Consider the following 23,209-nt stretch of genomic DNA (forward strand, 5'->3'; position numbering starts at 1 on the left):
TCATCAGAGAGTCGCTCTTTAAGCCCCGGAACCTGAGTTGACGGGGCCGGTTCGCGGCGACTTGAAATCAGTGTGCCGCCCACTCGATTTTCGAAATGTCGACACCGTCTTTGTACATGTCCCACAGCGGCGACAGAGCGCGCAGCTTGGTAACAGCCTCGCAGACTTTCTGCGCGGCATAGTCGATTTCTTCTTCGGTGGTGAAACGGCCGAAGGTGAAACGGATCGAGCTGTGCGCCAGTTCGTCGTTGCGACCCAGGGCGCGCAGAACGTACGAAGGCTCCAGGGACGCCGAGGTGCAGGCCGAACCGGACGATACCGCCAGATCCTTGAGCGCCATGATCAGCGACTCGCCCTCAACGTAGTTGAAGCTCAGGTTCAGGTTGTGCGGAACGCGGGCGGTCAGGCTGCCGTTGACGTACAGCTCTTCCAGGTGCTCGACCTGCTTGTAGAAGCGGTCGCTCAGGGCTTTGATCCGCACGTTTTCGGCAGCCATGTCTTCCTTGGCTACACGGAACGCTTCACCCATGCCGACGATCTGGTGGGTCGCCAGGGTGCCGGAACGCATGCCACGTTCGTGACCGCCGCCGTGCATGGTCGCTTCGATGCGCACACGCGGCTTGCGGCTGACGTACAGCGCGCCGATGCCTTTAGGGCCGTAGGTTTTGTGGGCGGAGAACGACATCATGTCGACTTTCAGCTTCTGCAGGTCGATGTCGACCTTGCCGGTGGACTGAGCCGCGTCAACATGCAGCAGAACGCCCTTGGAGCGGGTCAGCTCGCCGATGGCAGCGATGTCGTTGATGGTGCCGATTTCGTTGTTCACGTGCATCACCGACACCAGAATGGTGTCTTCGCGCAGTGCCGCTTCGATCATCGCCGGGGTGATGAGACCGTCTTCGGTCGGCTCGAGGTAGGTGACTTCGAAACCTTCACGCTCCAGTTGGCGCATGGTGTCGAGGACAGCCTTGTGCTCGATCTTGCTGGTGATCAGGTGCTTGCCCTTGGAGCCATAGAAATGCGCCGCACCCTTGATTGCCAGGTTGTCGGACTCGGTGGCACCGGAGGTCCAGACGATTTCACGCGGGTCGGCGTTGACCAGATCGGCCACCTGACGACGGGCGTTTTCGACGGACTCTTCAGCTTTCCAGCCGAACACGTGGGAACGGGAGGCCGGGTTACCGAAGTTTCCGTCGACCAGCAGGCATTCACTCATCTTTTGCGCAACGCGCGGATCGACCGGGGTGGTCGCAGAGTAATCAAGGTAAATCGGCAATTTCATGGACTATCTCCTAAATCAGGGCTGGCGTTCCGCTAGCTCTTCGGCTGTCATTCGACGGCGGACGCTTCAATCTTGTCCAGGCGTGGCGCCTTGCTGTTGCAACGGCGCTGGTCCTGACGCTGGGCTACTTCCTGCACCTCACGGCGAGTTACAAGATCAGCCAAGCTGATACCACTTAGAAATTCGTGAATCTGCAGGCTCAGGTCGCACCACAAGTGGTGAGTCAGGCAGGTATCGCCGGAATGGCAATCGCCCTGGCCCTGGCACTTGGTAGCATCGACCGATTCGTTGACCGCATCGATCACCTGAGCGACCTGGATGCCCTGCATGTCGCGGGACAACTGGTAGCCACCTCCTGGACCGCGAACACTGGAAACCAGGTTGCTGCGGCGCAGCTTGGCGAAAAGCTGTTCGAGATAGGACAGGGAGATGCCTTGGCGCTCGGAGATATCGGCCAGGGACACCGGCCCGTGCTGCGCGTGCAACGCCAGGTCAAGCATGGCGGTCACGGCGTATCGGCCTTTTGTAGTCAGTCGCATGGACAGTTACCACGGAGTTCGGAATGGGCGGGAGTATGCAATTCCCGAGCATTTAAGTCAACTATAAGACCTAGTGCTTTAGTCGGGTTTACCCGCAAAAGAGCGCGCGAATGATAGCAGGGTCTGCGGCTTAATGGCACACCACCCTGCCGATGGAACCTGTAGGAGCTGCCGAAAGGCTGCGATCTTTTGCTTTTGCTTTAAATAAGATCAAAAGATCGCAGCCTGCGGCAGCTCCTGCAAAAGCGTGTCAGCCGGCTTTGGATTCATCTTTGCCTTTGACGCAGGCGAAGTCTTCTTCGCGCAGCTCAGGCAGATCTTTCGCACAGTAATTACTGCCCAGATCCTTCAGCGCACCGCACATTCCCTCCAGTCGTCCGTCCACCGCTTGCAGGTGATCGAGCAACTGGCCGATGGCGCGGGCCACCGGGTCAGGCATGTCTTCACTGACGCCATAAGCATCGAAACCGATCTTCTCAGCCATGGCCTTGCGCTTGGCGTCCTGTTCTTCATCGGACTTGACGATGATCCGCCCCGGAATTCCCACCACTGTGGCACCCGGCGGCACCTCTTTGGTCACGACGGCGTTGGAACCGACTTTCGCGCCAGCCCCTACCGTGAACGGCCCAAGCACTTTGGCGCCGGCGCCCACGACAACGCCGTCACCCAGCGTCGGGTGGCGCTTGCCCTTGTTCCAGCTGGTGCCACCGAGGGTCACACCCTGATAAATGGTTACGTCATCGCCAATCTCGGCGGTTTCACCAATGACGATGCCCATGCCGTGGTCGATGAAGAAGCGCCGACCGACCTTGGCACCCGGGTGAATCTCGATGCCGGTCAGCCAGCGACCGAAGTTGGACACCAGTCGCGCCAGCCATTTCAGCTCGTTGCGCCACAGCATCCCGGCCAGGCGATGAATCCAGATCGCATGCATGCCGGGATAGCAGGTCAGGACTTCAAAAGCGTTACGCGCCGCCGGGTCCCGATGGAATACGCTCTGGATATCTTCACGCAAACGCTCAAACATCATTCAGTCCTTCCGCTTAAGAAGCTCACCACGGGCCGCTTTCTGGGTTTCCGTGAGGATGCCACGCAAAATGTTCATTTCCGCCCGGCTGACCGAGCTGCGTCCGTACAACCGGCGCAGGCGCGCCATCAAGTGCCGCGGCTTTTCCGGATCAAGAAATTCGATGGCGACCAGCGTCTGCTCCAGATGCTCATAAAAGCGTTCCAGCTCATCCATGGTCGCGAGCTCGGCGCTTTTCACAGAGGCCACTTCTTCTTTCTCGATCTTGGTCGGCTGCCCTTGAGCGGCCAGCCAGGCCATGCGCACTTCATAGCTCAACACCTGCACCGCCGCCCCGAGGTTCAGCGAGCTGAACTCAGGATCGGAGGGGATGTGCACATGAAAGTGACATCGCTGCAGCTCCTCGTTGGTCAGGCCGGAGTCTTCACGACCGAACACCAACGCGATTTGCGCGCCCTGCCCCGCTTCCTCGACCACTTTGCTCCCGCATTCGCGCGGATCGAGCAACGGCCAGGGAATGCGCCGGTCACGGGCGCTGGTGCCGAGCACCAGATTGCAGCCGACCAGAGCGTCTTCCAGAGTGGCGACGACTTGAGCATTTTCAAGGATATCCCCGGCACCGGAAGCTCGAGCATCGGCTTCGTGGTGCGGAAACAACCGCGGTTCGACCAGCACCAGCCGCGACAGACCCATGTTTTTCATGGCGCGCGCGACCCCGCCGATGTTGCCGGGGTGGCTGGTATTGACCAGGACGACACGAATGTTCTGCAGCAAGGGAGGCGCTCTCGGACACAGGAAAGGGGTGCAAATCTTACAGAACAGCCTACCGTTAAGCTATGAAAGCGAACAGCGACCTTCACCTGAAGAAAAGTTCTGATAGAATGCGCGGCTTTCTTTAACAACCTTAGGTGACACATCCATGCAGCCCATGCTGAATATCGCGCTGCGCGCCGCCCGCAGCGCCAGTGAACTGATCTTCCGCTCCATCGAGCGCCTGGATACCATCAAGGTCGACGAAAAAGACGCCAAGGATTATGTATCCGAGGTCGATCGCGCCGCCGAACAGAAAATCATCGATGCTCTGCGCAAGGCTTACCCGAATCACTCGATCCAGGGTGAAGAGACCGGCATGCACGTCGGTAACGGCATCGAAGGCGAAGAGTACTTGTGGATCATCGATCCACTGGACGGCACCACCAACTTCCTGCGTGGCATTCCTCACTTTGCTGTCAGCATTGCCTGCAAATACCGTGGTCGCCTGGAACACGCAGTGGTTCTGGACCCGGTTCGCCAGGAAGAATTCACCGCCAGCCGTGGTCGCGGCGCGCAACTGAACGGTCGCCGTCTGCGCGTCAGCGGTCGCACCAGCCTCGAAGGCGCTTTGCTGGGCACTGGCTTCCCGTTCCGTGACGACCAGATGGACAACCTCGACAACTACCTGGGCATGTTCCGCGCCCTGGTTGGCCAGACTGCCGGCATCCGCCGCGCCGGCTCCGCCAGCCTGGACCTGGCTTACGTGGCTGCCGGTCGTTTCGACGCGTTCTGGGAATCGGGCCTGTCCGAGTGGGACATGGCTGCTGGCGCCCTGCTGATCCAGGAAGCAGGCGGTCTGGTGAGCGACTTCACCGGCGGCCACGACTTCCTTGAAAAAGGCCACATCGTTGCCGGTAACACCAAATGCTTCAAGGCAGTCCTGACGGCGATCCAGCCGCACCTGCCGGCTTCGCTGAAGCGCTAAGCTTCCCGCGAAACGCAAAAAGCACCCTTCGGGGTGCTTTTTTATGCCTGGAGAAATACCACCGGCCCAGTGTAGGAGTGAGCCTGCTCGCGATGGCGGTGTATCAGCCGGCATTAATGTTGACTGATGCACCGCCATCGCGAGCAGGCTCACTCCTACAGGGGATTTGTGGTGGGGCTTGAATCGCAGGCACAAAAAAGCACCCCGCAGGGTGCTTCTTGTTAATACAGTCGGTCCTTACTGGCCCGGCTGATTCTGCGACAGAATCAACTTGCCTTCCTTGTCGACCGGAATCTGGTTGCCCGGATCGCGATCCATCCGCACCTTGCCTTCCTTGCCATCGAGCGAGTAACGCACGTCGTAACCGACGACCTTGTCACTGATGTCATTCACGGTGTTACAGCGAGTCTGAGTAGTGGTGTAGGTGTCACGGTTCTGCATGCCTTCCTGCACCTTGTTACCGGCATAACCGCCACCGACCGCACCAGCGACCGTAGCCAGCTTCTTGCCGTTGCCGCCGCCGATCTGGTTACCCAGCAAACCACCGCCGACAGCACCGATTACCGTGCCGAGGATCTGGTGTTGATCCTGCACCGGTTTTTGCCGGGTTACCGCAACATCCTTGCACACTTCACGTGGAGTCTTGATCTGTGTTTTGACCGGTTCAACGGCCAGCACTTGCGCATACTCAGGGCCGCTTTTAACCAGGCTGTAGGTGGCAACAGCACCCCCGGCAGTCACACCGACAGCACCCAATACCGCACCAACCAGCAACGACTTGTTCACATGAACCTCCTGACCATCACATGCGGGACGCGCCCGCGCTTCTCCCAGCCTTGGAGCATAAAAAAAGGCACGAGTTCAACTCGCGCCTTTTTCGGGCTGACAGCCGGAGAAACGATGGCCGTTATGGACGGTCGTCGACTTCTTTCTCGGTGTTGGCCGGAGGAATCAGATCCTCGGTGCTCAGGTTCAGCCAGATCAACACCACGTTGGCGATGTAGATCGACGAGTAGGTACCCGCCAGAACACCGATGAACAGCGCGATGGAGAAGCCGAACAGGTTGTCGCCACCGAAGAACAGCAGCGCAGCGATCGCCAGCAAGGTGGAGATCGACGTTGCCATGGTCCGCAACAGGGTCTGGGTGGTCGAGATGTTGATGTTCTCGATCAACGAAGCCTTGCGCAGCACACGGAAGTTTTCACGAACCCGGTCGAACACGACGATGGTGTCGTTCAGCGAGTAACCGATGATCGCCAGTACCGCCGCCAGCACCGTCAGGTCGAAGGTGATCTGGAAGAACGACAGGATACCGACAGTCACGATCACGTCGTGAATCAGCGAAACGATGGCGCCGACCGCGAATTTCCACTGAAAGCGGAAAGCCAGGTAGATCAGGATGCCGCCGAGCGCCAGGAGCATGCCGAGGCCGCCCTGATCGCGCAGTTCTTCACCGACCTGCGGGCCGACGAACTCGACGCGCTTGACGGTGGCAGGGTTATCGCCGCCGACTTTCTGCAGCGCGTCTGCTACCTGATGGCCCAACTGCGGGTCCTCACCCGGCATGCGCACCAGCAGGTCGGTGGTTGCACCGAAGTTCTGCACCACGGCCTCGTGGTAACCGGACGTCACCAGCTGCTCACGCACTTTGGTGACGTCAGCCGGACGCTCGTAGGTCAGCTCGATGAGCGTACCGCCGGTGAAGTCCAGACCCCAGTTCATGCCCTTGTGGAAAACACTGAACAAGGCCAGAACGGTGAGAAACACTGTGACGCCGAACGCAAAGTTGCGAACGCCCATGAAGTTGATTGTACGTAACATGGCAGCCCCTTAAATCCACAACTTCTTGAAGTCACGTCCGCCGAAGATCAGGTTGACCATTGCGCGGGTCACCATGATGGCCGTGAACATCGAGGTAAAGATCCCGAGGGACATGGTCACTGCGAAGCCCTTCACCGGGCCGGTGCCCATGGCGAAGAGGATGCCGCCGACCAGCAGAGTGGTCAGGTTGGCGTCGAGAATCGCGGTGAATGCCCGGCCGAAGCCTTCGTTGATTGCACGCTGCACGGTCATGCCGGCGGCGATCTCTTCACGGATCCGCGAGAAGATCAGCACGTTGGCGTCGACCGCCATACCCATGGTCAAGACGATACCGGCGATACCCGGCAGGGTCAGTGTTGCACCCAGCAGCGACATCAAGGCCAGCAGCAGCACCATGTTCACCGCCAGAGCGACGGTCGCGATCACACCGAAGAAGCGGTAGATAGCGATGATGAACAGCGAGACGAACAGCATGCCCCACAGCGATGCATCGATACCCTTGGTGATGTTGTCAGCACCCAGGCTCGGACCGATTGTGCGCTCTTCAGCGAAGTACATCGGGGCGGCCAGACCACCGGCACGCAGCAGCAGCGCCAGTTCGGACGATTCGCCCTGGCCGTTCAGGCCGGTGATACGGAACTGCGCACCCAGCGGCGACTGAATGGTCGCCAGGCTGATGATCTTCTTCTCTTCCTTGAAGGTCTGCACCGGCACGTCTTTCTCGACGCCGTCGACAACCTGCTTGACGTAGGTGGTCACTGGACGCTGTTCGATGAAGATCACCGCCATGCTGCGACCGACGTTCGAACGGGTTGCGCGGCTCATCAGCTCGCCACCGTGACCATCCAGGCGGATGTTCACTTCAGGCGTACCGTGCTGAGAATCAAAACCGGCCTTGGCGTCAGTCACCTGGTCACCAGTGATGATCAGGCCACGTTCGATCTGTGCAGGAGGACGCTTGCCTTCACGGAACTCGAAGGTTTCGGAAGTGGCTTTCGAGGCACCCGGCTCTGCAGCCAGACGGAACTCAAGGTTGGCCGTCTTGCCGAGAATACGCTTGGCTTCGGCAGTGTCCTGCACGCCCGGCAGCTCAACCACGATGCGGTTGGCGCCCTGACGCTGGACGATTGGTTCGGCAACACCCAGCTCGTTGACGCGGTTACGTACCGTGGTCAAGTTCTGCTTGATGGAGTATTCACGGATTTCCGCCAGCTTGGCCGGGGTCATCGCCAGACGCAGCACCGGTTGACCGTTAAGGTCGGCCGGAACAATGTCGAAATCGTTGAAGTTCTTGCGGATCAGCGCACGAGCCTGTTCGCGGGAGTCAGCATCGCTGAAGCCCAACTGAATGGCGCCATTGAGTTGCGGCAGACTGCGATAGCGCAGTTTCTCTTTACGCAGCAGGCTCTTGACGTCGCCTTCGTAGACTTTCAGGCGGGCGTCGAGGGCTTTGTCCATGTCCACTTCGAGCAGGAAGTGCACACCACCGGACAAGTCCAGACCCAGTTTCATCGGGTGCGCGCCGAGGTTGCGCAGCCATTGCGGGGTGGTTTGTGCCAGGTTCAGTGCGACGACGTAGTCATCACCCAATGCCTTGCGCACAACGTCCTTGGCCGGCAGCTGGTCTTCAGCCTTGGTCAGACGGATCAGACCGCCCTTGCCGTTGGCCGCCAGCGAGGCTGCCTTGACGTTGATTCCGGACTCACGCAGCGCGGTGCTGACGCGATCCAGATCGACCTGATTGACCTGCAGTGCCGTGCTGGCGCCGCTGATCTGAATGGCCGGGTCATCGGGGTATAGATTGGGAGCGGAATAAATCAGACCGATCGCCAGCACCGCCAGGATCAGAATGTATTTCCACAGAGGATATTTGTTCAGCATCACGCCGCCCGTTATGAACGCGGGGCGCCTTGCGCGCCCCGTCGATTGAGTAGAAGTTGGAACCTTAGATCGCTTTCAGCGTGCCTTTTGGCAGCGTGGCGGCGATGGCGCCCTTCTGGAACTTCATTTCCACGGTGTCGGAAACTTCCAGAACCACGAAGTCGTCGGCCACTTTGGTGATCTTGCCGGCGATGCCGCCGGTGGTGACCACTTCGTCACCCTTCGCAAGGCTGCTCAGCAGGTTCTTCTGCTCTTTGGCGCGCTTGGCCTGTGGACGCCAGATCATCAGGTAGAAGATGACCAGGAAGCCGACCAGGAAAATCCACTCGAAGCCGCCGCCCATTGGGCCTGCAGCAGCCGGTGCAGCTGCGTCAGCCATGGCGTTAGAGATAAAAAAGCTCATTTAGCACTCCAGTTGCAAATGTTGAATCTTGGGGTCAGAAAACTCAGTCCAAAGGCGGAACGGGGAGCCCGCGTTTGGCGTAGAAGGCATCGACAAAGGCGGCCAATGTACCCTGTTGAATAGCCTCGCGCAAACCAGCCATCAGCACCTGATAATGGCGCAAGTTATGGATGGTATTGAGCATGCTGCCGAGCATTTCGCCGCACTTGTCCAGGTGATGCAGATAAGCGCGGGAGAAGTTCTGGCAGGTATAGCAATCGCAGGTCGGATCCAGCGGCGAATCATCATGGCGATGGAACGCGTTACGGATCTTCAGCACGCCTGTGTCAATGAACAGATGCCCATTGCGGGCATTACGGGTTGGCATCACGCAATCGAACATGTCCACACCGCGGCGCACACCCTCAACCAGATCTTCCGGTTTGCCAACGCCCATAAGGTAACGAGGTTTGTCAGCCGGCATCATGCCCGGCAGATAATCCAGCACCTTGATCATCTCGTGCTTCGGCTCGCCCACCGACAGACCGCCAATGGCCAGGCCATCGAAGCCGATTTTGTCCAGACCTTCCAGCGAGCGCATGCGCAGATCCTGATGCATGCCGCCCTGAACGATGCCGAACAGCGCCGCGGTGTTGTCGCCATGGGCGTTTTTCGAGCGCTGAGCCCAACGCAGCGACAGCTCCATGGATACGCGGGCGACGTCTTCGTCAGCCGGGTACGGCGTGCATTCGTCGAAGATCATCACGATGTCGGAACCGAGATCGCGCTGCACCTGCATCGACTCTTCCGGGCCCATGAACACTTTCGAGCCGTCGACCGGGGAGGCGAAGGTCACGCCCTCCTCCTTGATCTTGCGCATCGCACCCAGGCTGAACACCTGAAAACCGCCGGAGTCGGTGAGGATCGGGCCTTTCCACTGCATGAAATCGTGCAGGTCGCCGTGCTCCTTGATCACCTCGGTACCCGGGCGCAGCCACAGGTGGAAGGTGTTGCCCAGAATGATTTCCGCGCCGGTGGCGACGATGTCGCGCGGCAACATGCCCTTGACCGTGCCGTAGGTGCCCACCGGCATGAACGCCGGGGTCTCGACGGTGCCACGGGGGAAGGTCAGCCGACCACGACGGGCCTTGCCATCGGTGGCCAGAAGTTCAAAGGACATGCGACATTCGCGACTCATTCTGTTTCCTCTGGGCCTGTGTGTTCAGGGGCAGTCGGGGCGGGATTACGGGTGATGAACATCGCATCACCGTAGCTGAAAAAGCGGTAGCCGTTGTCGACGGCGGCTTTATAAGCGGCCATGGTTTCGGGATAACCGGCGAACGCCGAAACCAGCATCAACAGCGTCGATTCCGGCAAATGGAAGTTGGTGACCAGGGCGTCGACCACATGGAACGGCCGGCCCGGGTAGATAAAGATGTCGGTGTCACCGCTGAACGGCTTGAGCACGCCATCGCGCGCGGCACTTTCCAGCGAACGCACGCTGGTGGTGCCCACGGCAATCACTCGTCCGCCACGCTCGCGGCACGCGGCAACGGCGTCGACCACATCCTGGCCGACTTCCAGCCACTCGCTGTGCATGTGGTGATCTTCGATCTTGTCGACGCGCACCGGCTGGAACGTCCCCGCACCGACGTGCAGCGTGACGAACGCGGTCTCGACGCCTTTGGCGGCAATCGCCTCCATCAGCGGCTGATCGAAGTGCAACCCCGCCGTCGGCGCCGCCACCGCACCAAGACGCTGGGCGTACACCGTCTGATAACGCTCGCGATCCGAGCCCTCGTCCGGGCGGTCTATATAAGGAGGCAACGGCATGTGCCCGACGCGATCGAGCAGCGGCAGCACTTCTTCAGCGAAGCCCAGCTCGAACAGCGCATCATGACGCGCGAGCATCTCGGCTTCGCCACCGCCGTCGATGAGGATCTTCGAACCCGGCTTCGGCGACTTGCTGGAGCGCACATGGGCCAGCACGCGGTGCGAATCGAGCACGCGTTCAATGAGGATTTCCAGCTTGCCGCCCGAGGCTTTCTGCCCGAACAGCCGCGCCGGAATCACCCGGGTATTGTTGAATACCATCAAATCGCCCGGGCGCAAATGCTCAAGCAAATCAGTGAATTGACGGTGTGCCAGGGCGCCGCTCGGCCCATCAAGGGTCAGCAGGCGACTACCGCGACGCTCGGCCAAAGGGTGGCGGGCGATCAGCGAATCAGGAAGCTCGAAGGTAAAGTCAGCAACGCGCATGATGGGGTTCGTCTAGCAGGGCCGGAAAGTCTAGCGGAATTATCAAAAATTGACCATGAAACGTGATTGACCAACGGTAATCACCTCTCTATACTTCGCCGCCATTGAGCCCTGATGGCGGAATTGGTAGACGCGGCGGATTCAAAATCCGTTTTCGAAAGGAGTGGGAGTTCGAGTCTCCCTCGGGGCACCAAAATCAAGAAAGGTCTTGCTTAGCAAGGCCTTTTTTTCGTCTGCTGAAAAGTTGGGCAATTATTTTTGCGCAACCGTGCTACGAGAAACGTGGGCGAAACGATGGGCAATTAATCACAGCAATATGCAAGAGAATCAGCAGCTATGACTTTGGCGCCATGCCGTGGTAATGGGTGACTGGCCGCATCGGTTGAACGTATTGCAGGTTGTGCCACAACTGAGTGCTTGTCATAGTCACTTGGACCAATGAACGCTTGGGCTCAAAGCCTACTGGCGATTTCCTTCCAGATGTAGGCGTAGTTGTATTTCAGCCAACGAACCAGCACTTTATCGAACTGCCTACGAAACCAGTTGCGCTCTCTGGCTGCCAGCCTTTTTTCTATCGACTGTCTGAGTTTGTCGGGGTCGAACCCAGTCCAAATCGGAGGCACAGCTGCAACGAGATTGGTAAAGCACACCGGCGCAACCTCTGAATAGAGAATTTCGTAAAGGGTTTCAGGGGTGACACCTCTTACCTGATTCGCCACATAGTCATATTCGACGGGAAAATCGTTGAATGGCTCAGAAAGAGCAGTTCTCACTTTTGTCAGTTGTGGCTCAGTCAGAAAATGCTCCAACGGAAAAACTCCTCCAGTTGCGTTGCACTGGTGTGGCCCAAATCAATTGATTAGCCAAACCAGAACCTCAGATATCCGGGTCAGGCGCACGCTGGGCTTGAACACCTTCCCCAAACAAACGCTCAGCTATCTGACGACCTCGTTCCTGCCCCTCCTCCGTCAACCAGATCGATTTGTTCCTGTTTACCGGATTACTGATGAAACCCTGCTCATGCAATCGGTTCATGACTTCAAAATCGAAGCCTTTCCATGCATTGCCGTCGTCGGAACTGAACGCGGCCAACAGGGCAAGCACAGCCTCTTCAATCAACTTTTCATCGTATTCCATGATCGTCGCTCCGCTCATGTGTCTGAATTAATGTTGAGTTTGTGTGGCACCTCATACTCATCGACCGTCCTGAGAAACCCGCTCTGTAGCTTAGGTCATTGAATATTCCGGCGCTGTCAGTGCAACCTGTGTTGCCTCGGGACTGCATCTGATGCGTCCACTCAGTATAATCACGTCCGCCCGCAGCTGGTCTGCCGCCCCGTTGCGGCTATCGCTGGTCGTACCGACTTTCAAGACTCATGCTTAAGGACCTCCAAGGCCAACCATGGAAACGTCACTGGAAACCGTCGCCCTGTTCTCCCTCAAACTCGCTTACGAGGAAGAAGGCCTGAGCCCGATTCTGCGGGATGACATGGTCATGGGTGATTACCAAAAAGACGTGTTCGAATTGCTGGTGCGACGCGGGGATATCCAAACGATCCAGTTCAAGATGAATGAGTGCCTGGGGTTGGCGATGGACGCCTTGGGCGGTGTCGAGAAACCGCTGGGACGTGAGCTGCACAAGCTGTCAGCCGATTTCCGTCAGGCGCAGTCGCTGGAGCAGCTTGATCAGCCGCTCCTCGCGCTCAAGGGTTATCTGAAAGACATTCTCTGATCAGATGCTTCACGGGCTGACCTTTCAGCGCCGCGCCTTCAACACCCGAATATCCGTGGGAAACCCATCCGCCCCCACAAGCTTCTTCCAGCCCACATACTGAAACTCGCCGCGCTCATCGATGTAATCGCCCTTCTCCACCGACCGGCCACCGACGATGGCCACGCGTTTTTCCTCGCCACAACCACCATCCGAAGGCCGAACGGTGTAGATCACATACGGCTTCACGTATTGCGTGGCGCGGAAGTATTGGCCGCAGATTTCATCGACGGTGATCAGCATGGTTTTCAGGCGGGCTTCGCCGTCCATGTCTTCGTGGAGTTTGAGGAAGGAGATGTCGCCGACGTCGCTGTAGCCCAGTGAACGGGCGCGTTTGTATTCGGGGGAGTTCTGGTGGGCGATGCGGCCTTGTTCGGCTGACTGGTTCATTCTGGCGGCGAACTCGGCATTGCCTTGAGCAATGGTTGCCTCGGCCTGGGCGGCGACGTTTTCGCATTGCGCGAACTCGCGGGAGCCGAGGTATTGGGGCGTCAGGTTCGAGCGGCGCTGGTTCATGCTCCGCAGGCTGTTCTCCAGATCGCCGATCACCTCATAGGCGCTGGGTACGCGACCGCTCTGGACGTCGGCGATTTTTTCCTGCATTCGCTTGCAGTTGGCGAGGTAATACTGCCAGCTGCTTTCCGGGGGCTCCTTCCACTCGGCGAATGCCGGGGTAATGACAGCGGCGCAGGTGATTGCACAGAGCAAGCGCAGAACAGAAGCGGCTTTTGGCATGAGTAGTCCATTACAGGAATCAAGAAAGTGGCGCGAAGCTACTATTTTGATATCTTGCCGTCCACTTTCGCTGGAGGCCTGTCACTGCCTCTGTTATCGCGCACTCGGGAATAAACCAATGGATGCTTTGTTGTGCTTGTCAGTAATGGCCGGAACCTGGTTGTGGGTGGTCAAGCAACGGGGTGAGTGGAACTTGCTACTTGGCAACCTTGCTGGCGCAGGAAGTAGCGTGGTCACTGGCATTGTGTTCACGCTGATTTACAACGCAGTCATTGGTACATCGATGGCGACACCTAACCTGGATCGCAGTCTGGTGGTGTTCACCACAAGCGCGGGCGTTCTGGCGGGGGTGTGGTTGTGGATTGCCAATCGCCATCAACCCGAACATCCGATTGCACGTCAATTGCTGGGCGCGGTGTGTGGCTTTGCCGCCGGCATGGTGGCACTGCTGGTGCTTGCTGTGAATTTTTTCCCCAACACATGATCGAGCGGCGTCACTGTTTTGTTATCTTGGCGCCCTTCGTCAGCGCTCACTTCGGTGTGCGTTGATTTCAGCTTTCGAAATTAAGGAAAGGATCGAATGGCGTTTCTGAGTTTTCTGGCATTTATCGCCGCCTGGGGTTTCATGTGGCGCTGGGTGGTGAAAAACCGCGGCAGCTGGAATCTGTTTTACGGCAACATCGTTGGCGCGGCGGGCGGTTTTATCGTTGGTCTGGTGGTGCTGTCGATCCTCCTGTCGCTGTTCCCGTCGGCGCATAAATCCGAAAAGGCGCCAATCGAAGACGTGATCACACAAAGCGATGTCACCACCAGTCTGTTGCCCGAAGCCGAGACGGATTCAACGTCCGCGGTGCTGGAGAACGCGCCGGGCTTTGCCGCGATCGAGCCGGATAACCAACCTTCCCCGCCGGATTCCGCACTGCTGCCGAATTACGCCAGCCGGGCACCGAAATCGATATCGGAAAAAACCGTCCTCGATCAGAGCGACGCGCAGGGCCGTAAAGCGCTCACCGCGCTGCGCGACAAGCTTGGGCAAAATGCCGACAGCGATAAATCGATGCTCGCGTATGTCATGTGCGGCACGCTGGTCACCGGCACGCTGCGCTTCCCCGCGTCGGAGCGCTTCGCCGACAGTTCTGCCATTATCACCAAGCGCTTCAAGGATCAGGTCTACACCCTCAGTAACAAGGTCACCGCGCGCAACATGAACGGCGATGACGTCACTTATCGCTTCGACTGCTCGGTGCAGGAGCAACCCGCGTCCGCCGAATGGCGCTTGCTGGCGCTGAAGCTGCAGAAGGCCGATTCTTAAGCCTCGTTTAAGGGTTCAAGGCGCTGGCTGCGCTATCATCGCCAGCCTGTGCGCCTTGAGCTTCGCCACCGAATGTCCCCGATACCTGCTGACCTGAACCCGCTGCCTCCCGTCCTGGCCGGCCCGCTGCTGCGTCGGCTGGAACCAACGCGCGTGGTGTTGTGGCTGGTCGGCACCCGCGAACTGTCGCTGAGCCTGCGCTTGCAGGGTGTAGGAGACATTCCTCTCGATGCCGGGAAATGCACGGTCATTCCTGTAGGCCGTCATGCGTTCGTCCATTTGATTGACGTTGCGCTCGACAGCGCCCTGCCCTGCGACACGCGCATCGACTATGACCTGCTGATCGACGGCCAGACACCCATCGCGGAGTGGGCGCCGCACCTGCTGTACGGCAATGCCCGCTCTCCGAACCTCGTCGTGTGCTCACGGATTGATCAGTTGCTGCACGGTTCCTGCCGCAAGCCCCATCATCCGGCGGCAGACGGTCTGCTCTGCGTCGATCAGTTGCTGGCGACAGAAACCGACCCGCAACAACGCCCGGCCCTGTTGATGATGAGCGGCGACCAAATCTACGCCGACGACGTCGCCGGCCCGATGCTGCGGGCAATACACAGCTTGATCGCGCGCCTCGGCCTGTTCGACGAACACCTCGATGGAGCCGTGGTCAGCGACAGCGCCAAACTCTACGAACACCCGGCCAGTTACTACCACCGCGCGGATTTGTTACCGGCGCTAGAGAGCAACGAGACTTTGCGCGAGCGATTTTTCGGCGGTGCGCGTAAGCCGATTTTCACCAGCAGCAGCGCTGACAACCATCTGGTCACGTTTGCCGAAGTGATGGCGATGTATTTGCTGGTGTGGTCGCCGGTTGCCTGGACGCTGATCAATCCTGCTGTTCCGTCACTGACGCCTGAACGCTTGAAGCGCTACGCCTTGGAGCAAACCCGCATTGATGGCTTCAAGGCCGGTTTGGGCAACGTCGCCCGAGCCTTGGCGCATCTGCCGAGCCTGATGATTTTCGATGATCATGACATCACCGATGACTGGAATCTTTCCGCGCAATGGGAGGAAACCGCCTACGGCCACCCGTTCTCCAAACGCATCATCGGCAACGCGCTGATCGCCTATATGTTGTGCCAGGGCTGGGGCAACAATCCGGACGCGTTCAAGGATCTGCTGGAGAACACTCGACGCCTGAGCGCCAGCGGTGATGATCGTTATCTCGACAGCCCGGTGCAGGACGCGCTGATCGACGACTTGCTGCGCTTTCAGCATTGGCATTTCGTGCTGCCGAGCAGCCCCGCGCTGGTGGTGCTCGACACTCGCACCCGTCGTTGGCGCAGCGAGATGGCGCTCAAGCAACCCTCCGGTTTGCTGGACTGGGAAGCGCTGAGCGAACTGCAGCAGGACCTGCTTGATCATCCGTCAGCGATCATCGTTTCCCCTGCGCCGATCTTCGGCGTGAAGCTGATCGAAACCGTGCAGAAGGTTTTCAGCTGGTGCGGCTATCCGCTGCTGGTCGACGCCGAAAACTGGATGGCTCATCGCGGTGCGGCGCAGGTGATCCTGAACATTTTCCGACACACCCGCACACCCGGAAACTACGTGGTGCTGTCGGGCGATGTGCATTACTCCTTCGTCTACGAAGTACTTATCCGACACCGCAAGGCCGGGCCACGGATCTGGCAGATCACCAGCAGCGGGATCAAGAACGAGTTCCCGAAAACCCTGCTGGAATGGTTCGACCGCCTCAACCGCTGGCTCTATTCACCGCGCTCGCCGTTGAACTGGTTCACCAAACGCCGACGCATGCGCATCGTGCCGTACACCCCGGAACATGCTGAAGCGGGTGAGCGGCTGTGGAATTCGGCGGGGATCGGGCAAGTGTTTTTCAATGCGCAGGGGCAGCCGAGCGAGATCATTCAGCACAATTCGAACGGGGCGGTGAAGACGCGGATGCTGGCGCCGGAGTTGGGGGATTATCCTGATTGATATGGCCTCTTTTGCCCACAGTGAGATTGCAATGACGATACCTTCGCGATTACTTATCACCCGCGACAGCGTACATGCCGGCGATGATTGCGAGGCTCCCCATGCGCGCTGGATCAACCTGCAAGAGATTGAAACCCTGGAGGCTGCCCTGCGCCTACTACTCCACAATGGTTATCTGCCAAGCATTGCTGGTGGATGTGCGACATGGATCGTACGCGGGCCTCAGGCCCTTGCTGTAATTGCCCAGCAATGGCAGGAGCCTCGTTTTCTGGTCAACGCCCAGTCGACACTGGTCAATTTGGAAGAGTTGAGGTTTGTATATTGGTGCCAGGTAGATCCGGAGCTTGTTTTCGACTGCCTGCTAACAGGCGCCGAACTTCCTGACAAATACAGCGGATTTAAGACGTCAAAGTAGTCGGAAGGGGACTACAGTTTTTAAGGAAACATCTCTGGAATCGCTGATTCATACTCTGCTTCCCTTACACAGGAAGCAGAGCCATGCGAAAAAGAAAGCCAGACCCTTTAGAAATCGATACAACGACTTACCTTTTAAGCTCCCCGGCCAATGCTAGAAGGCTGCTGAGATCTATCGCAGAAATGCACAATGGAATTCGTGCAAATACGGACGCCTCTTCGTTCAATTTCGTGCCTCTCAGTCAGTTGAGACCGCCAGTCCCACACCTCTGACAATCATCCCCACCTCCCGCTCATCAATCGTCAGCGGCGGCAGCAGCCGTATCGTCTTGCCGCGTGTGACGTTGATCAGCAATCCATGATCCCGCGCCGCAATCAGCGTGAGATCGCGAATCGGCTGTTTCAGCTCGATACCAATCATCAAGCCCTGCCCACGAACCGCCAGCACATTGGGGTTGTCTGCCAGTTCGGCGCACAGGCGGGTCAACAGGCGTTCACCCTGCACCCGGACATTTTCCAGCAAGCCCTGTTCTTCGATGATGTCCAGCACCGTGCAGCCGACCCGGCAGGCCAGCGGATTACCGCCGAACGTACTGCCATGGCTGCCGGGGGTGAACAGGTCCGCCGCTCTGCCCCGCGCCAGACAGGCGCCGATCGGCACGCCATTGCCGAGGCCTTTGGCCAGGGTCATGACGTCCGGCACGATGCCTTCATGCTGGAACGCGAACCACTGGCCGGTGCGGCCGATGCCGGTCTGGATCTCGTCGAGCATCAACAGCCAGGCGTGCCGATTGCACAGTTCGCGCAGGGCTTTGAGGTAGCCGGGCGGCGCCAGTTGCACGCCGCTTTCGCCCTGGATCGGCTCGACCAGAATCGCCACGATGCGCTCGCCATGCTTTTGCTGCACTTGATCCAGTGCAGCCAGATCACCGAAGGGCACTTTGACGAAATCCCCCGGCAGATCATTGAAGCCCAGGCGCACCGCCGGGCCATCACTCGCCGACAACGTGCCCAGCGTGCGGCCATGAAATGCGTTGGCCATGACCACCACCAGCGGCTGTTCAATACCTTTGCTCCAGCCGTACAAGCGCGCCAGTTTCAGTGCTGTTTCATTGGCCTCGGCGCCGGAGTTGTTGAAGAACGCCCGCTCCATTCCCGACAGCTGCGTGAGTTTCTGCGCCAGCTGTTGTTGCCAGTCGATGCTGTACAGGTTGGAGGTGTGCAGCAGCATTCCGGCCTGCTCACTGATGGCCGCGACGATCCGTGGGTGCGAGTGCCCGACATTGGTCACCGCGACTCCGGCGACAGCATCCAGATATTCCCGACCGGCCTGATCCCACAGGCGCGTGCCCAAGCCTCTGGTGAAGCTCAGGGCCAACGGTTGGTAGGTGTTCATCAGGGCGGCGGTCATGACTTCAAACTCCAGTGAAGGTCGGTGTGTTGGCAGTATGGTTAGCCACCAAAACTGGATAAACTCGGCAAAACTTCTTTCATTTAAAAGCCGAGCTTGATAATGGACCTGTTGCAGGCAATGAGCGTCTACGTGAAAGTGGTGGAAGCCGGGAGCATGACGGCAGCTGCGTTGCAGTGCGAAATGTCCACGACCATGGTCGGAAATCACCTGCGCGCACTGGAGCAACGGCTCGGCGTGCAATTGTTGCAGCGCACCACCCGCCGCCAGCGGCTGACCGAATTTGGCAGTGTCTACTACCAGCGCTGTCTGGATGTTTTAGGCCTGGTGGCCGACTCCGAACGCCTCGCCGAACAGGCCCTCGACGAGCCGCGCGGCTTGCTGCGTATCACCGCGCCACTGACTTTTGGCGTCGAACGCCTGGCCCCGGCGCTCAGCGAGTTTTCCCTGCAATACCCGCAGGTGAAAATGGATGTGGTGCTGACCAACCGCCGTCCGGATCTGCTGGAAAGCGGTCTCGACGTGGCATTCAGGCTGGGGCATTTCGAGCAGTCGAACCTGATCGCCCGACCGCTGATCGACTACACCCTCACCGTGTGCGCCTCGCCGGCCTACGTCGCCCGGCGTGGCATGCCGATCACCCCGCAAGACTTGCAGCAACACGACTGCCTGTCGTTCGCCTACCCTGCCGGCGACGATTGGCAATCGGTGGAAAAACGCTGGCGCCTCAGCGGCCCGGATGGCGAAATTCTGGTGGATGTCAGCGGCCCGATGCTGATGAACACCTCCGCCGGCCTGCATCAGGCAGCGCGCACCGGCATGGGCATCGTCATGCTGCCGGATGCGCTGGTGGAACAGGACCTGTGCGACGGCAAACTGGTAACGGTGATCCCCGATTACCAGCCGCCGAGCCGACCTTTGCATTTGCTCTACGCCCCGGACCGTTATCGTTTGCCCAAGCTACGGCGCTTCGTCGAGTTTGCGATGAAAACCTGGGGCAGATCCTGATTTGGACTGCGATTGACTATGCTCCGGTGATTGCCGACAAGGATGCTGCCACTCGATGAAAACCAACCACACCGTACGCGATCTGTTGCCTGCCGAAGTAGAGCCAGTTCGCCTGTTTCTAGGGCAACATGGCTGGGGACACCGAACAAGCTCCAGCGACTATTTCGCTCAACTGCTCGAAAACTCGCAACGCACTGCGCTCGCGCTGAGCGGCGAGCAGATCATCGGTTTCGCCCGAGGCATCACCGATGGTTTGTCCAACGGTTATCTGTCGATGGTCGTGGTTGATAGCCAGCATCGGCGCGCCGGTGTCGGGCGCGCACTGGTCGAGCATGTCATGGGGGACAACCCCGAGATCACTTGGGTACTGCGCGCCGGGCGCGAAGGTGCGGAGGCATTTTTTGCCAGTTTGGGGTTTGAAACATCGGTGATTGCCATGGAGCGCCCAAGGCTCAAGTAACACGTGAGAATCAACTCCCGCTTTTCACCAACACCGGTTTCTCCTGATAACGCTGCGCAAACAACTGCTTCAACTGCGCGACCTTGGGCATGTCGTTGATCACGATGTACGGATAGCTCGGATGTTCGGTGAGGAAATCCTGGTGATAGTCCTCCGCCGGGTAGAAGCCATTGTAGGTTTCCAGTTTCGTAACGATCGGTTTCTTGTAGGCATGCGCCGCGTCGAGTTGGGCGATGTAGGCCTGGGCCACCCGTTGTTGATCGGCGTTGGTCGGGAACAGTGCTGAACGATATTGCGTGCCGCTGTCGGGGCCTTGGCGGTTGAGTTCGGTCGGGTTGTGGGCCACCGAGAAGTAGATCTGCAGCAGGCTGCCGTAGCTGACCTGTGTCGGATCGAAGGTGACTTGCACCGATTCGGCATGACCGGTATCGCCGTCGCTGACCCGCTCATATTGCGCCGTGTCCGCCGCACCGCCGGCATAACCGGAGACGGCTTTCTGCACGCCTTTGACGTGCTGGAAAACCCCTTGCACGCCCCAGAAACAACCACCGGCGAACACCGCGGTTTCACTGTGGGCCTGAGTGTTTTCGTCGAGAGTCGGTGGCGGGATGACCACTGCGTCTTCGGCACCAAAGGAGAACGCCGAGCACTGACCAATCACACCCGCCATGGCGACGCCGAGCAACACACGGCGCCAGTTGTTTTGAACTTTCATGTTGCGCACTCCCGATCAGCCGAAGGTAAAGGCGTAGGCCGATACGCCCGGGTCAAGAAACTCAATGGTGAAGGTGCGATCCTTCACCGCATCGGTTTGCCGCACCAGTTGATACAGGCGCTGCTCGGTCACGCGGCCGCTACCGTCCGGGGCGACATCCACGCCGTGGGCTTCACCCGGCGCCTGACCGTCAATCGACACTTTGAAACGCACCGGTTTGCCATCCGCGCCCGGGCCCAGCACCAGATGCAGATCGCGGGCATGGAAGCGGTAGACGATGCGACTGGCCGGCGCACTGGCGGTGGCGCGCTCGGCACCGACGGCCCACTGGCCGCCGAGGCTCCAGTCATTCAGGGTCAGGTTAGCGGGTGGGTTATAGGTCGCGACCTTGTCAGGCACCAGGCTGGTTTCCGGTACGAAATGTTCCGCACGCTGGTAGCCGACATAGGTTTCCGGTGACAGCACCTGATTCATGTCCGGCGCCTGTTGCACGCCTTGGGCATCGGCATTGATCAGGCCATCGGCGACAGTTTTCGCCCCGGCCTCACGCAGCAACTGCTGTATGACCCGTTCCGATTCGGCGTAGTCCCCTTCGCCAAAGTGGTGGTAACGAATCCGCCCCTGCGCATCGGCAAAATAATGCGCCGGCCAGTATTCGTTGTTGAAAGCGCGCCAGATCTTGTAGTCGTTATCGATGGCCACCGGGTAGTTGATGCCCAGTTCCTTCATGGCTTTGGTAACGTTGCCTACATCACGTTCGAAGGCGAATTCCGGGGCGTGCACGCCGATCACCACCATGCCCTGATCGCGGTACTTTTCGGCCCAGGCTTTGACATACGGCAGGGTGCGCAGGCAGTTGATGCAGGAGTAGGTCCAGAAATCCACCAGCACCACTTTGCCCTTGAGTGCCTGGGCGTCCAGCGCTGGCGAATTGAGCCATTGCACGGCGCCAGTGAGCGGCGGCAACTGGCCTTCGACCGGCAGTGTTCCCGGCGCCTTGTCGGCAACTTTCATCGCCCCGCCGGCCGCAGGAATCTGCGCCATCATTGTGCCGTTGCCCGCCGGGGATTTGCCGGAAAGCTTGCCCACCAAGGCCTGCTCAATCCCGCCAGTGGATGCCGTCGACAACCGCGCCAGCAACCCGGTATCGAGGCCCAGGGCAATCGCTGCGACACCGGCGAGCATCGCTGCCCCCAGGCCGCGGCGGATCCACTCACCGGTGCCGATCGAGCGCTTCATCAAGGCAAAGACCTTACCGCCCAGCAGCAGTGCCGCCGCCAGTGAAGTCGCGGCGCCCGCCGCGTAGGCGAGCAACAACAGCGTGGTGGCGATGCTTGCCCCTTGCAGCGCGGCGCCGGTCAGAATCAAACCTAGGATGGGCCCGGCGCACGGCGCCCACAGCAGCCCCGTGGCGACGCCGATCAGAAACGAGGCGCCGGGACGCGGACGATTGTCCTGGCCGGCGGCTTCGGACAGCCGACTGCCGGCCGACACCAGCGGCCGCATCAGGCGCTCGGCAAGACGCGGCAGCAGCAGCGTCAACCCGAACAGTGCAACGAACAGCAACGCGAGCCAGCGACCGTACTGATTGACTTGCACCACCCAACCGCCGCCCACCGCTGCCAGTGTGGCGACGAGGGCGAAGGTCAGCGCCATCCCGGCCAATAGCGGCAAGCCACTCTTGATAAACGGCTGCCCGGTGCGAGCGAAGACAAAAGGCAGAACAGGCAGGATGCACGGACTGACGATCGTCAGCACACCGCCCAGATAAGCGAGAACCAAGAGCCACATGGTGTCGTCCTGTAGAAAGTGAAAATCGAAAAATAGCCATGGCTCATGCCGCCACGGGTTTGAACGTCATCGCCAGACCATTCATGCAATAACGCAGGCCGGTGGGTTTCGGGCCGTCGTCGAATACATGCCCCATATGCCCGCCGCACCTCCGGCAGTGCACTTCGTTACGCGACATGCCGAAGGAGCGGTCCTGACGTGTGGCCACCGCGTGTTCCAGCGGCGCCCAGAAACTCGGCCAGCCGGTATGGCTGTCGAACTTGGTCGCCGACGCAAACAGCGCCAGGTCGCAGCCCGCGCAGGCAAATGTGCCGTTCCGGTGCTCGTCGTTGAGCGGGCTGCTATAGGCGCGTTCGGTGCTTTCTTCACGAAGGATGGCGTACTGCTCATCAGAGAGTAGCGAGTGCCATTCGCCGTCGCTGTGGCTCACCTCGAAAACCTCATCGGCATGGGCTTGTTCGATCAGTGCGGTGCCCGGGGACAATTTTGGCAATACACCCGCCACCAGGGCTGCAACCCCCAGCCCGCCGCTTGCTACAAGTATCTGTCGCCGTGAAAACATGGCCGTCTCCTAAAATTCCAGGTGCCTGTCATGGAACACAGCCTAGGCTTGGGTTGATCGCCAAATCCTCACGGGAAGTTAACGAATTCGTGATAACTCGCCCCGAGG

General features: G+C 59.3%; 25 protein-coding genes and 1 tRNA gene. 9 read left to right on the top strand and 17 right to left on the bottom strand.

All coding sequences use genetic code 11. The annotated features are described in order from the left end of the window. Nucleotides 1-67: 67 nt before the first annotated feature. The 4 genes from PMI25_RS09775 to trmJ form a co-directional block, all read right to left on the bottom strand. The gene (locus tag PMI25_RS09775) at nt 68-1,282 is read right to left on the bottom strand and encodes an IscS subfamily cysteine desulfurase (protein ID WP_007964423.1); all 1,215 of its coding nucleotides are present in this window, start codon (nt 1,280-1,282) and stop codon (nt 68-70) included. Between the two features lie 47 nt (nt 1,283-1,329). Beyond that, the gene (iscR, locus tag PMI25_RS09780) at nt 1,330-1,821 is read right to left on the bottom strand and encodes a Fe-S cluster assembly transcriptional regulator IscR (RefSeq protein WP_003227911.1); all 492 of its coding nucleotides are present in this window, start codon (nt 1,819-1,821) and stop codon (nt 1,330-1,332) included. A gap of 250 nt (nt 1,822-2,071) precedes the next feature. Then, on the bottom strand, nt 2,072-2,848 hold the full coding sequence (cysE, locus tag PMI25_RS09785) for a serine O-acetyltransferase (RefSeq protein ID WP_007964422.1): 777 nt from the start codon (nt 2,846-2,848) through the stop codon (nt 2,072-2,074). Nucleotides 2,849-2,851: 3 nt separating this feature from the next. Continuing rightward, nucleotides 2,852-3,622 (bottom strand): tRNA (cytosine(32)/uridine(32)-2'-O)-methyltransferase TrmJ, encoded by a 771-nt coding sequence (gene trmJ, locus PMI25_RS09790; protein ID WP_007964420.1) that lies wholly within the window; start codon nt 3,620-3,622, stop codon nt 2,852-2,854. Nucleotides 3,623-3,767: 145 nt separating this feature from the next. Between trmJ and suhB the strand changes: the two genes are divergently transcribed. Next, nucleotides 3,768-4,586, top strand: coding sequence for a type III secretion system regulator SuhB (gene suhB, locus PMI25_RS09795; RefSeq protein WP_007964419.1), 819 nt, complete (start codon nt 3,768-3,770; stop codon nt 4,584-4,586). A gap of 237 nt (nt 4,587-4,823) precedes the next feature. Here suhB and PMI25_RS09800 read toward each other — a convergent pair whose 3' ends face one another. The 6 genes from PMI25_RS09800 to queA form a co-directional block, all read right to left on the bottom strand. Next, complete coding sequence (locus PMI25_RS09800) at nt 4,824-5,372, bottom strand: glycine zipper 2TM domain-containing protein (RefSeq protein WP_007964417.1); 549 nt, start codon at nt 5,370-5,372, stop codon at nt 4,824-4,826. A gap of 121 nt (nt 5,373-5,493) precedes the next feature. Further along, nucleotides 5,494-6,408 carry a protein translocase subunit SecF gene (secF, locus tag PMI25_RS09805; RefSeq protein WP_007964416.1) on the bottom strand — a complete coding sequence of 305 codons (915 nt, stop codon included), beginning with the start codon at nt 6,406-6,408 and terminating at the stop codon, nt 5,494-5,496. A gap of 9 nt (nt 6,409-6,417) precedes the next feature. Beyond that, on the bottom strand, nt 6,418-8,289 hold the full coding sequence (gene secD, locus PMI25_RS09810; protein WP_007964415.1) for a protein translocase subunit SecD: 1,872 nt from the start codon (nt 8,287-8,289) through the stop codon (nt 6,418-6,420). 64 nt (nt 8,290-8,353) lie between these two features. Then, complete coding sequence (yajC, locus tag PMI25_RS09815) at nt 8,354-8,692, bottom strand: preprotein translocase subunit YajC (RefSeq protein WP_003227923.1); 339 nt, start codon at nt 8,690-8,692, stop codon at nt 8,354-8,356. 43 nt (nt 8,693-8,735) lie between these two features. After that, nucleotides 8,736-9,851, bottom strand: coding sequence for a tRNA guanosine(34) transglycosylase Tgt (tgt, locus tag PMI25_RS09820; RefSeq protein WP_161794909.1), 1,116 nt, complete (start codon nt 9,849-9,851; stop codon nt 8,736-8,738). Nucleotides 9,852-9,865: 14 nt separating this feature from the next. After that, nucleotides 9,866-10,930: a tRNA preQ1(34) S-adenosylmethionine ribosyltransferase-isomerase QueA gene (gene queA, locus PMI25_RS09825; protein ID WP_007964414.1), complete on the bottom strand. Its 1,065-nt coding sequence runs from the start codon at nt 10,928-10,930 to the stop codon at nt 9,866-9,868. Between the two features lie 108 nt (nt 10,931-11,038). Here queA and PMI25_RS09830 point away from each other — a divergent pair. Continuing rightward, nucleotides 11,039-11,123: transfer RNA gene (locus tag PMI25_RS09830), tRNA-Leu, on the top strand. 259 nt (nt 11,124-11,382) lie between these two features. Here the strand turns inward: PMI25_RS09830 and PMI25_RS09835 are convergent. Further along, a complete protein-coding gene (locus tag PMI25_RS09835; protein WP_007964413.1) occupies nt 11,383-11,739 on the bottom strand; it encodes a DUF7079 family protein in 357 nt (118 codons plus the stop codon). 67 nt (nt 11,740-11,806) lie between these two features. Then, the gene (locus PMI25_RS09840) at nt 11,807-12,067 is read right to left on the bottom strand and encodes a DUF6429 family protein (protein WP_007964412.1); all 261 of its coding nucleotides are present in this window, start codon (nt 12,065-12,067) and stop codon (nt 11,807-11,809) included. A gap of 265 nt (nt 12,068-12,332) precedes the next feature. On the opposite strand from PMI25_RS09840, the gene PMI25_RS09845 reads away from it, so the two are divergent. Next, a complete protein-coding gene (locus tag PMI25_RS09845; protein ID WP_003227952.1) occupies nt 12,333-12,662 on the top strand; it encodes a hypothetical protein in 330 nt (109 codons plus the stop codon). Between the two features lie 24 nt (nt 12,663-12,686). Here PMI25_RS09845 and PMI25_RS09850 read toward each other — a convergent pair whose 3' ends face one another. Next, nucleotides 12,687-13,436, bottom strand: a complete 750-nt coding sequence (locus PMI25_RS09850) for a hypothetical protein (RefSeq protein ID WP_007964411.1) — start codon at nt 13,434-13,436, stop codon at nt 12,687-12,689. A gap of 118 nt (nt 13,437-13,554) precedes the next feature. Here PMI25_RS09850 and PMI25_RS09855 point away from each other — a divergent pair, with 118 nt between their 5' ends. The 4 genes from PMI25_RS09855 (at nt 13,555) to PMI25_RS09870 (ending at nt 17,155) form a co-directional block, all read left to right on the top strand. Beyond that, entirely contained in the window at nt 13,555-13,920 is a 366-nt protein-coding gene (locus PMI25_RS09855; RefSeq protein ID WP_007964410.1) for a hypothetical protein, read from the top strand. A gap of 96 nt (nt 13,921-14,016) precedes the next feature. Next, nucleotides 14,017-14,748, top strand: coding sequence for a hypothetical protein (locus PMI25_RS09860; protein ID WP_007964408.1), 732 nt, complete (start codon nt 14,017-14,019; stop codon nt 14,746-14,748). A gap of 72 nt (nt 14,749-14,820) precedes the next feature. Next, the gene (locus PMI25_RS09865; protein WP_007964406.1) at nt 14,821-16,740 is read left to right on the top strand and encodes an alkaline phosphatase D family protein; all 1,920 of its coding nucleotides are present in this window, start codon (nt 14,821-14,823) and stop codon (nt 16,738-16,740) included. A gap of 31 nt (nt 16,741-16,771) precedes the next feature. Further along, nucleotides 16,772-17,155, top strand: coding sequence for a hypothetical protein (locus tag PMI25_RS09870; RefSeq protein WP_045122032.1), 384 nt, complete (start codon nt 16,772-16,774; stop codon nt 17,153-17,155). A gap of 237 nt (nt 17,156-17,392) precedes the next feature. Here the strand turns inward: PMI25_RS09870 and PMI25_RS09875 are convergent, their stop codons facing one another. Next, a complete protein-coding gene (locus tag PMI25_RS09875) occupies nt 17,393-18,565 on the bottom strand; it encodes an aspartate aminotransferase family protein (protein WP_024164445.1) in 1,173 nt (390 codons plus the stop codon). A 102-nt stretch (nt 18,566-18,667) separates the two neighbouring features. Here PMI25_RS09875 and PMI25_RS09880 point away from each other — a divergent pair, with 102 nt between their 5' ends. Together PMI25_RS09880 and PMI25_RS09885 are read left to right on the top strand one after the other, a co-directional pair. Beyond that, nucleotides 18,668-19,573, top strand: a complete 906-nt coding sequence (locus PMI25_RS09880; protein ID WP_007962175.1) for a LysR family transcriptional regulator — start codon at nt 18,668-18,670, stop codon at nt 19,571-19,573. A gap of 55 nt (nt 19,574-19,628) precedes the next feature. After that, nucleotides 19,629-20,033, top strand: coding sequence for a GNAT family N-acetyltransferase (locus PMI25_RS09885; RefSeq protein ID WP_007962174.1), 405 nt, complete (start codon nt 19,629-19,631; stop codon nt 20,031-20,033). A 10-nt stretch (nt 20,034-20,043) separates the two neighbouring features. Here the strand turns inward: PMI25_RS09885 and msrA are convergent, their stop codons facing one another. Genes msrA through msrB form a run of 3 tightly spaced genes read right to left on the bottom strand, consistent with a single transcriptional unit; the run spans nt 20,044 to nt 23,101 of the window. Next, a complete protein-coding gene (gene msrA, locus PMI25_RS09890; RefSeq protein ID WP_007962173.1) occupies nt 20,044-20,748 on the bottom strand; it encodes a peptide-methionine (S)-S-oxide reductase MsrA in 705 nt (234 codons plus the stop codon). 15 nt (nt 20,749-20,763) lie between these two features. Beyond that, a complete protein-coding gene (locus PMI25_RS09895) occupies nt 20,764-22,539 on the bottom strand; it encodes a cytochrome c biogenesis protein DipZ (RefSeq protein WP_007962172.1) in 1,776 nt (591 codons plus the stop codon). A 43-nt stretch (nt 22,540-22,582) separates the two neighbouring features. Further along, complete coding sequence (gene msrB, locus PMI25_RS09900) at nt 22,583-23,101, bottom strand: peptide-methionine (R)-S-oxide reductase MsrB (RefSeq protein WP_024164446.1); 519 nt, start codon at nt 23,099-23,101, stop codon at nt 22,583-22,585. Between the last annotated feature and the right edge of the window lie 108 nt (nt 23,102-23,209).

This window comes from Pseudomonas sp. GM30 (assembly GCF_000282275.2).
In the GTDB taxonomy this organism is placed as follows: Bacteria; Pseudomonadota; Gammaproteobacteria; order Pseudomonadales; family Pseudomonadaceae; genus Aquipseudomonas.

What these genes read in the sequence shown, in the direction of transcription:
- secF (WP_007964416.1), bottom strand. Translation starts at nt 6,408, where the DNA reads ATGTTACGTACAATCAACTTCATGGGCGTTCGCAACTTTGCGTTCGGC.
- msrB (WP_024164446.1), bottom strand. Translation starts at nt 23,101, where the DNA reads ATGTTTTCACGGCGACAGATACTTGTAGCAAGCGGCGGGCTGGGGGTT.
- PMI25_RS09880 (WP_007962175.1), top strand. Translation starts at nt 18,668, where the DNA reads ATGGACCTGTTGCAGGCAATGAGCGTCTACGTGAAAGTGGTGGAAGCC.
- suhB (WP_007964419.1), top strand. Translation starts at nt 3,768, where the DNA reads ATGCAGCCCATGCTGAATATCGCGCTGCGCGCCGCCCGCAGCGCCAGT.
- queA (WP_007964414.1), bottom strand. Translation starts at nt 10,930, where the DNA reads ATGCGCGTTGCTGACTTTACCTTCGAGCTTCCTGATTCGCTGATCGCC.
- PMI25_RS09775 (WP_007964423.1), bottom strand. Translation starts at nt 1,282, where the DNA reads ATGAAATTGCCGATTTACCTTGATTACTCTGCGACCACCCCGGTCGAT.
- iscR (WP_003227911.1), bottom strand. Translation starts at nt 1,821, where the DNA reads ATGCGACTGACTACAAAAGGCCGATACGCCGTGACCGCCATGCTTGAC.
- tgt (WP_161794909.1), bottom strand. Translation starts at nt 9,851, where the DNA reads ATGTCCTTTGAACTTCTGGCCACCGATGGCAAGGCCCGTCGTGGTCGG.
- msrA (WP_007962173.1), bottom strand. Translation starts at nt 20,748, where the DNA reads ATGAAAGTTCAAAACAACTGGCGCCGTGTGTTGCTCGGCGTCGCCATG.
- PMI25_RS09855 (WP_007964410.1), top strand. Translation starts at nt 13,555, where the DNA reads ATGGATGCTTTGTTGTGCTTGTCAGTAATGGCCGGAACCTGGTTGTGG.
- PMI25_RS09850 (WP_007964411.1), bottom strand. Translation starts at nt 13,436, where the DNA reads ATGCCAAAAGCCGCTTCTGTTCTGCGCTTGCTCTGTGCAATCACCTGC.
- PMI25_RS09860 (WP_007964408.1), top strand. Translation starts at nt 14,017, where the DNA reads ATGGCGTTTCTGAGTTTTCTGGCATTTATCGCCGCCTGGGGTTTCATG.
- PMI25_RS09845 (WP_003227952.1), top strand. Translation starts at nt 12,333, where the DNA reads ATGGAAACGTCACTGGAAACCGTCGCCCTGTTCTCCCTCAAACTCGCT.
- PMI25_RS09840 (WP_007964412.1), bottom strand. Translation starts at nt 12,067, where the DNA reads ATGGAATACGATGAAAAGTTGATTGAAGAGGCTGTGCTTGCCCTGTTG.
- secD (WP_007964415.1), bottom strand. Translation starts at nt 8,289, where the DNA reads ATGCTGAACAAATATCCTCTGTGGAAATACATTCTGATCCTGGCGGTG.
- yajC (WP_003227923.1), bottom strand. Translation starts at nt 8,692, where the DNA reads ATGAGCTTTTTTATCTCTAACGCCATGGCTGACGCAGCTGCACCGGCT.
- PMI25_RS09875 (WP_024164445.1), bottom strand. Translation starts at nt 18,565, where the DNA reads ATGACCGCCGCCCTGATGAACACCTACCAACCGTTGGCCCTGAGCTTC.
- PMI25_RS09885 (WP_007962174.1), top strand. Translation starts at nt 19,629, where the DNA reads ATGAAAACCAACCACACCGTACGCGATCTGTTGCCTGCCGAAGTAGAG.
- PMI25_RS09895 (WP_007962172.1), bottom strand. Translation starts at nt 22,539, where the DNA reads ATGTGGCTCTTGGTTCTCGCTTATCTGGGCGGTGTGCTGACGATCGTC.
- PMI25_RS09870 (WP_045122032.1), top strand. Translation starts at nt 16,772, where the DNA reads ATGACGATACCTTCGCGATTACTTATCACCCGCGACAGCGTACATGCC.
- PMI25_RS09865 (WP_007964406.1), top strand. Translation starts at nt 14,821, where the DNA reads ATGTCCCCGATACCTGCTGACCTGAACCCGCTGCCTCCCGTCCTGGCC.
- cysE (WP_007964422.1), bottom strand. Translation starts at nt 2,848, where the DNA reads ATGTTTGAGCGTTTGCGTGAAGATATCCAGAGCGTATTCCATCGGGAC.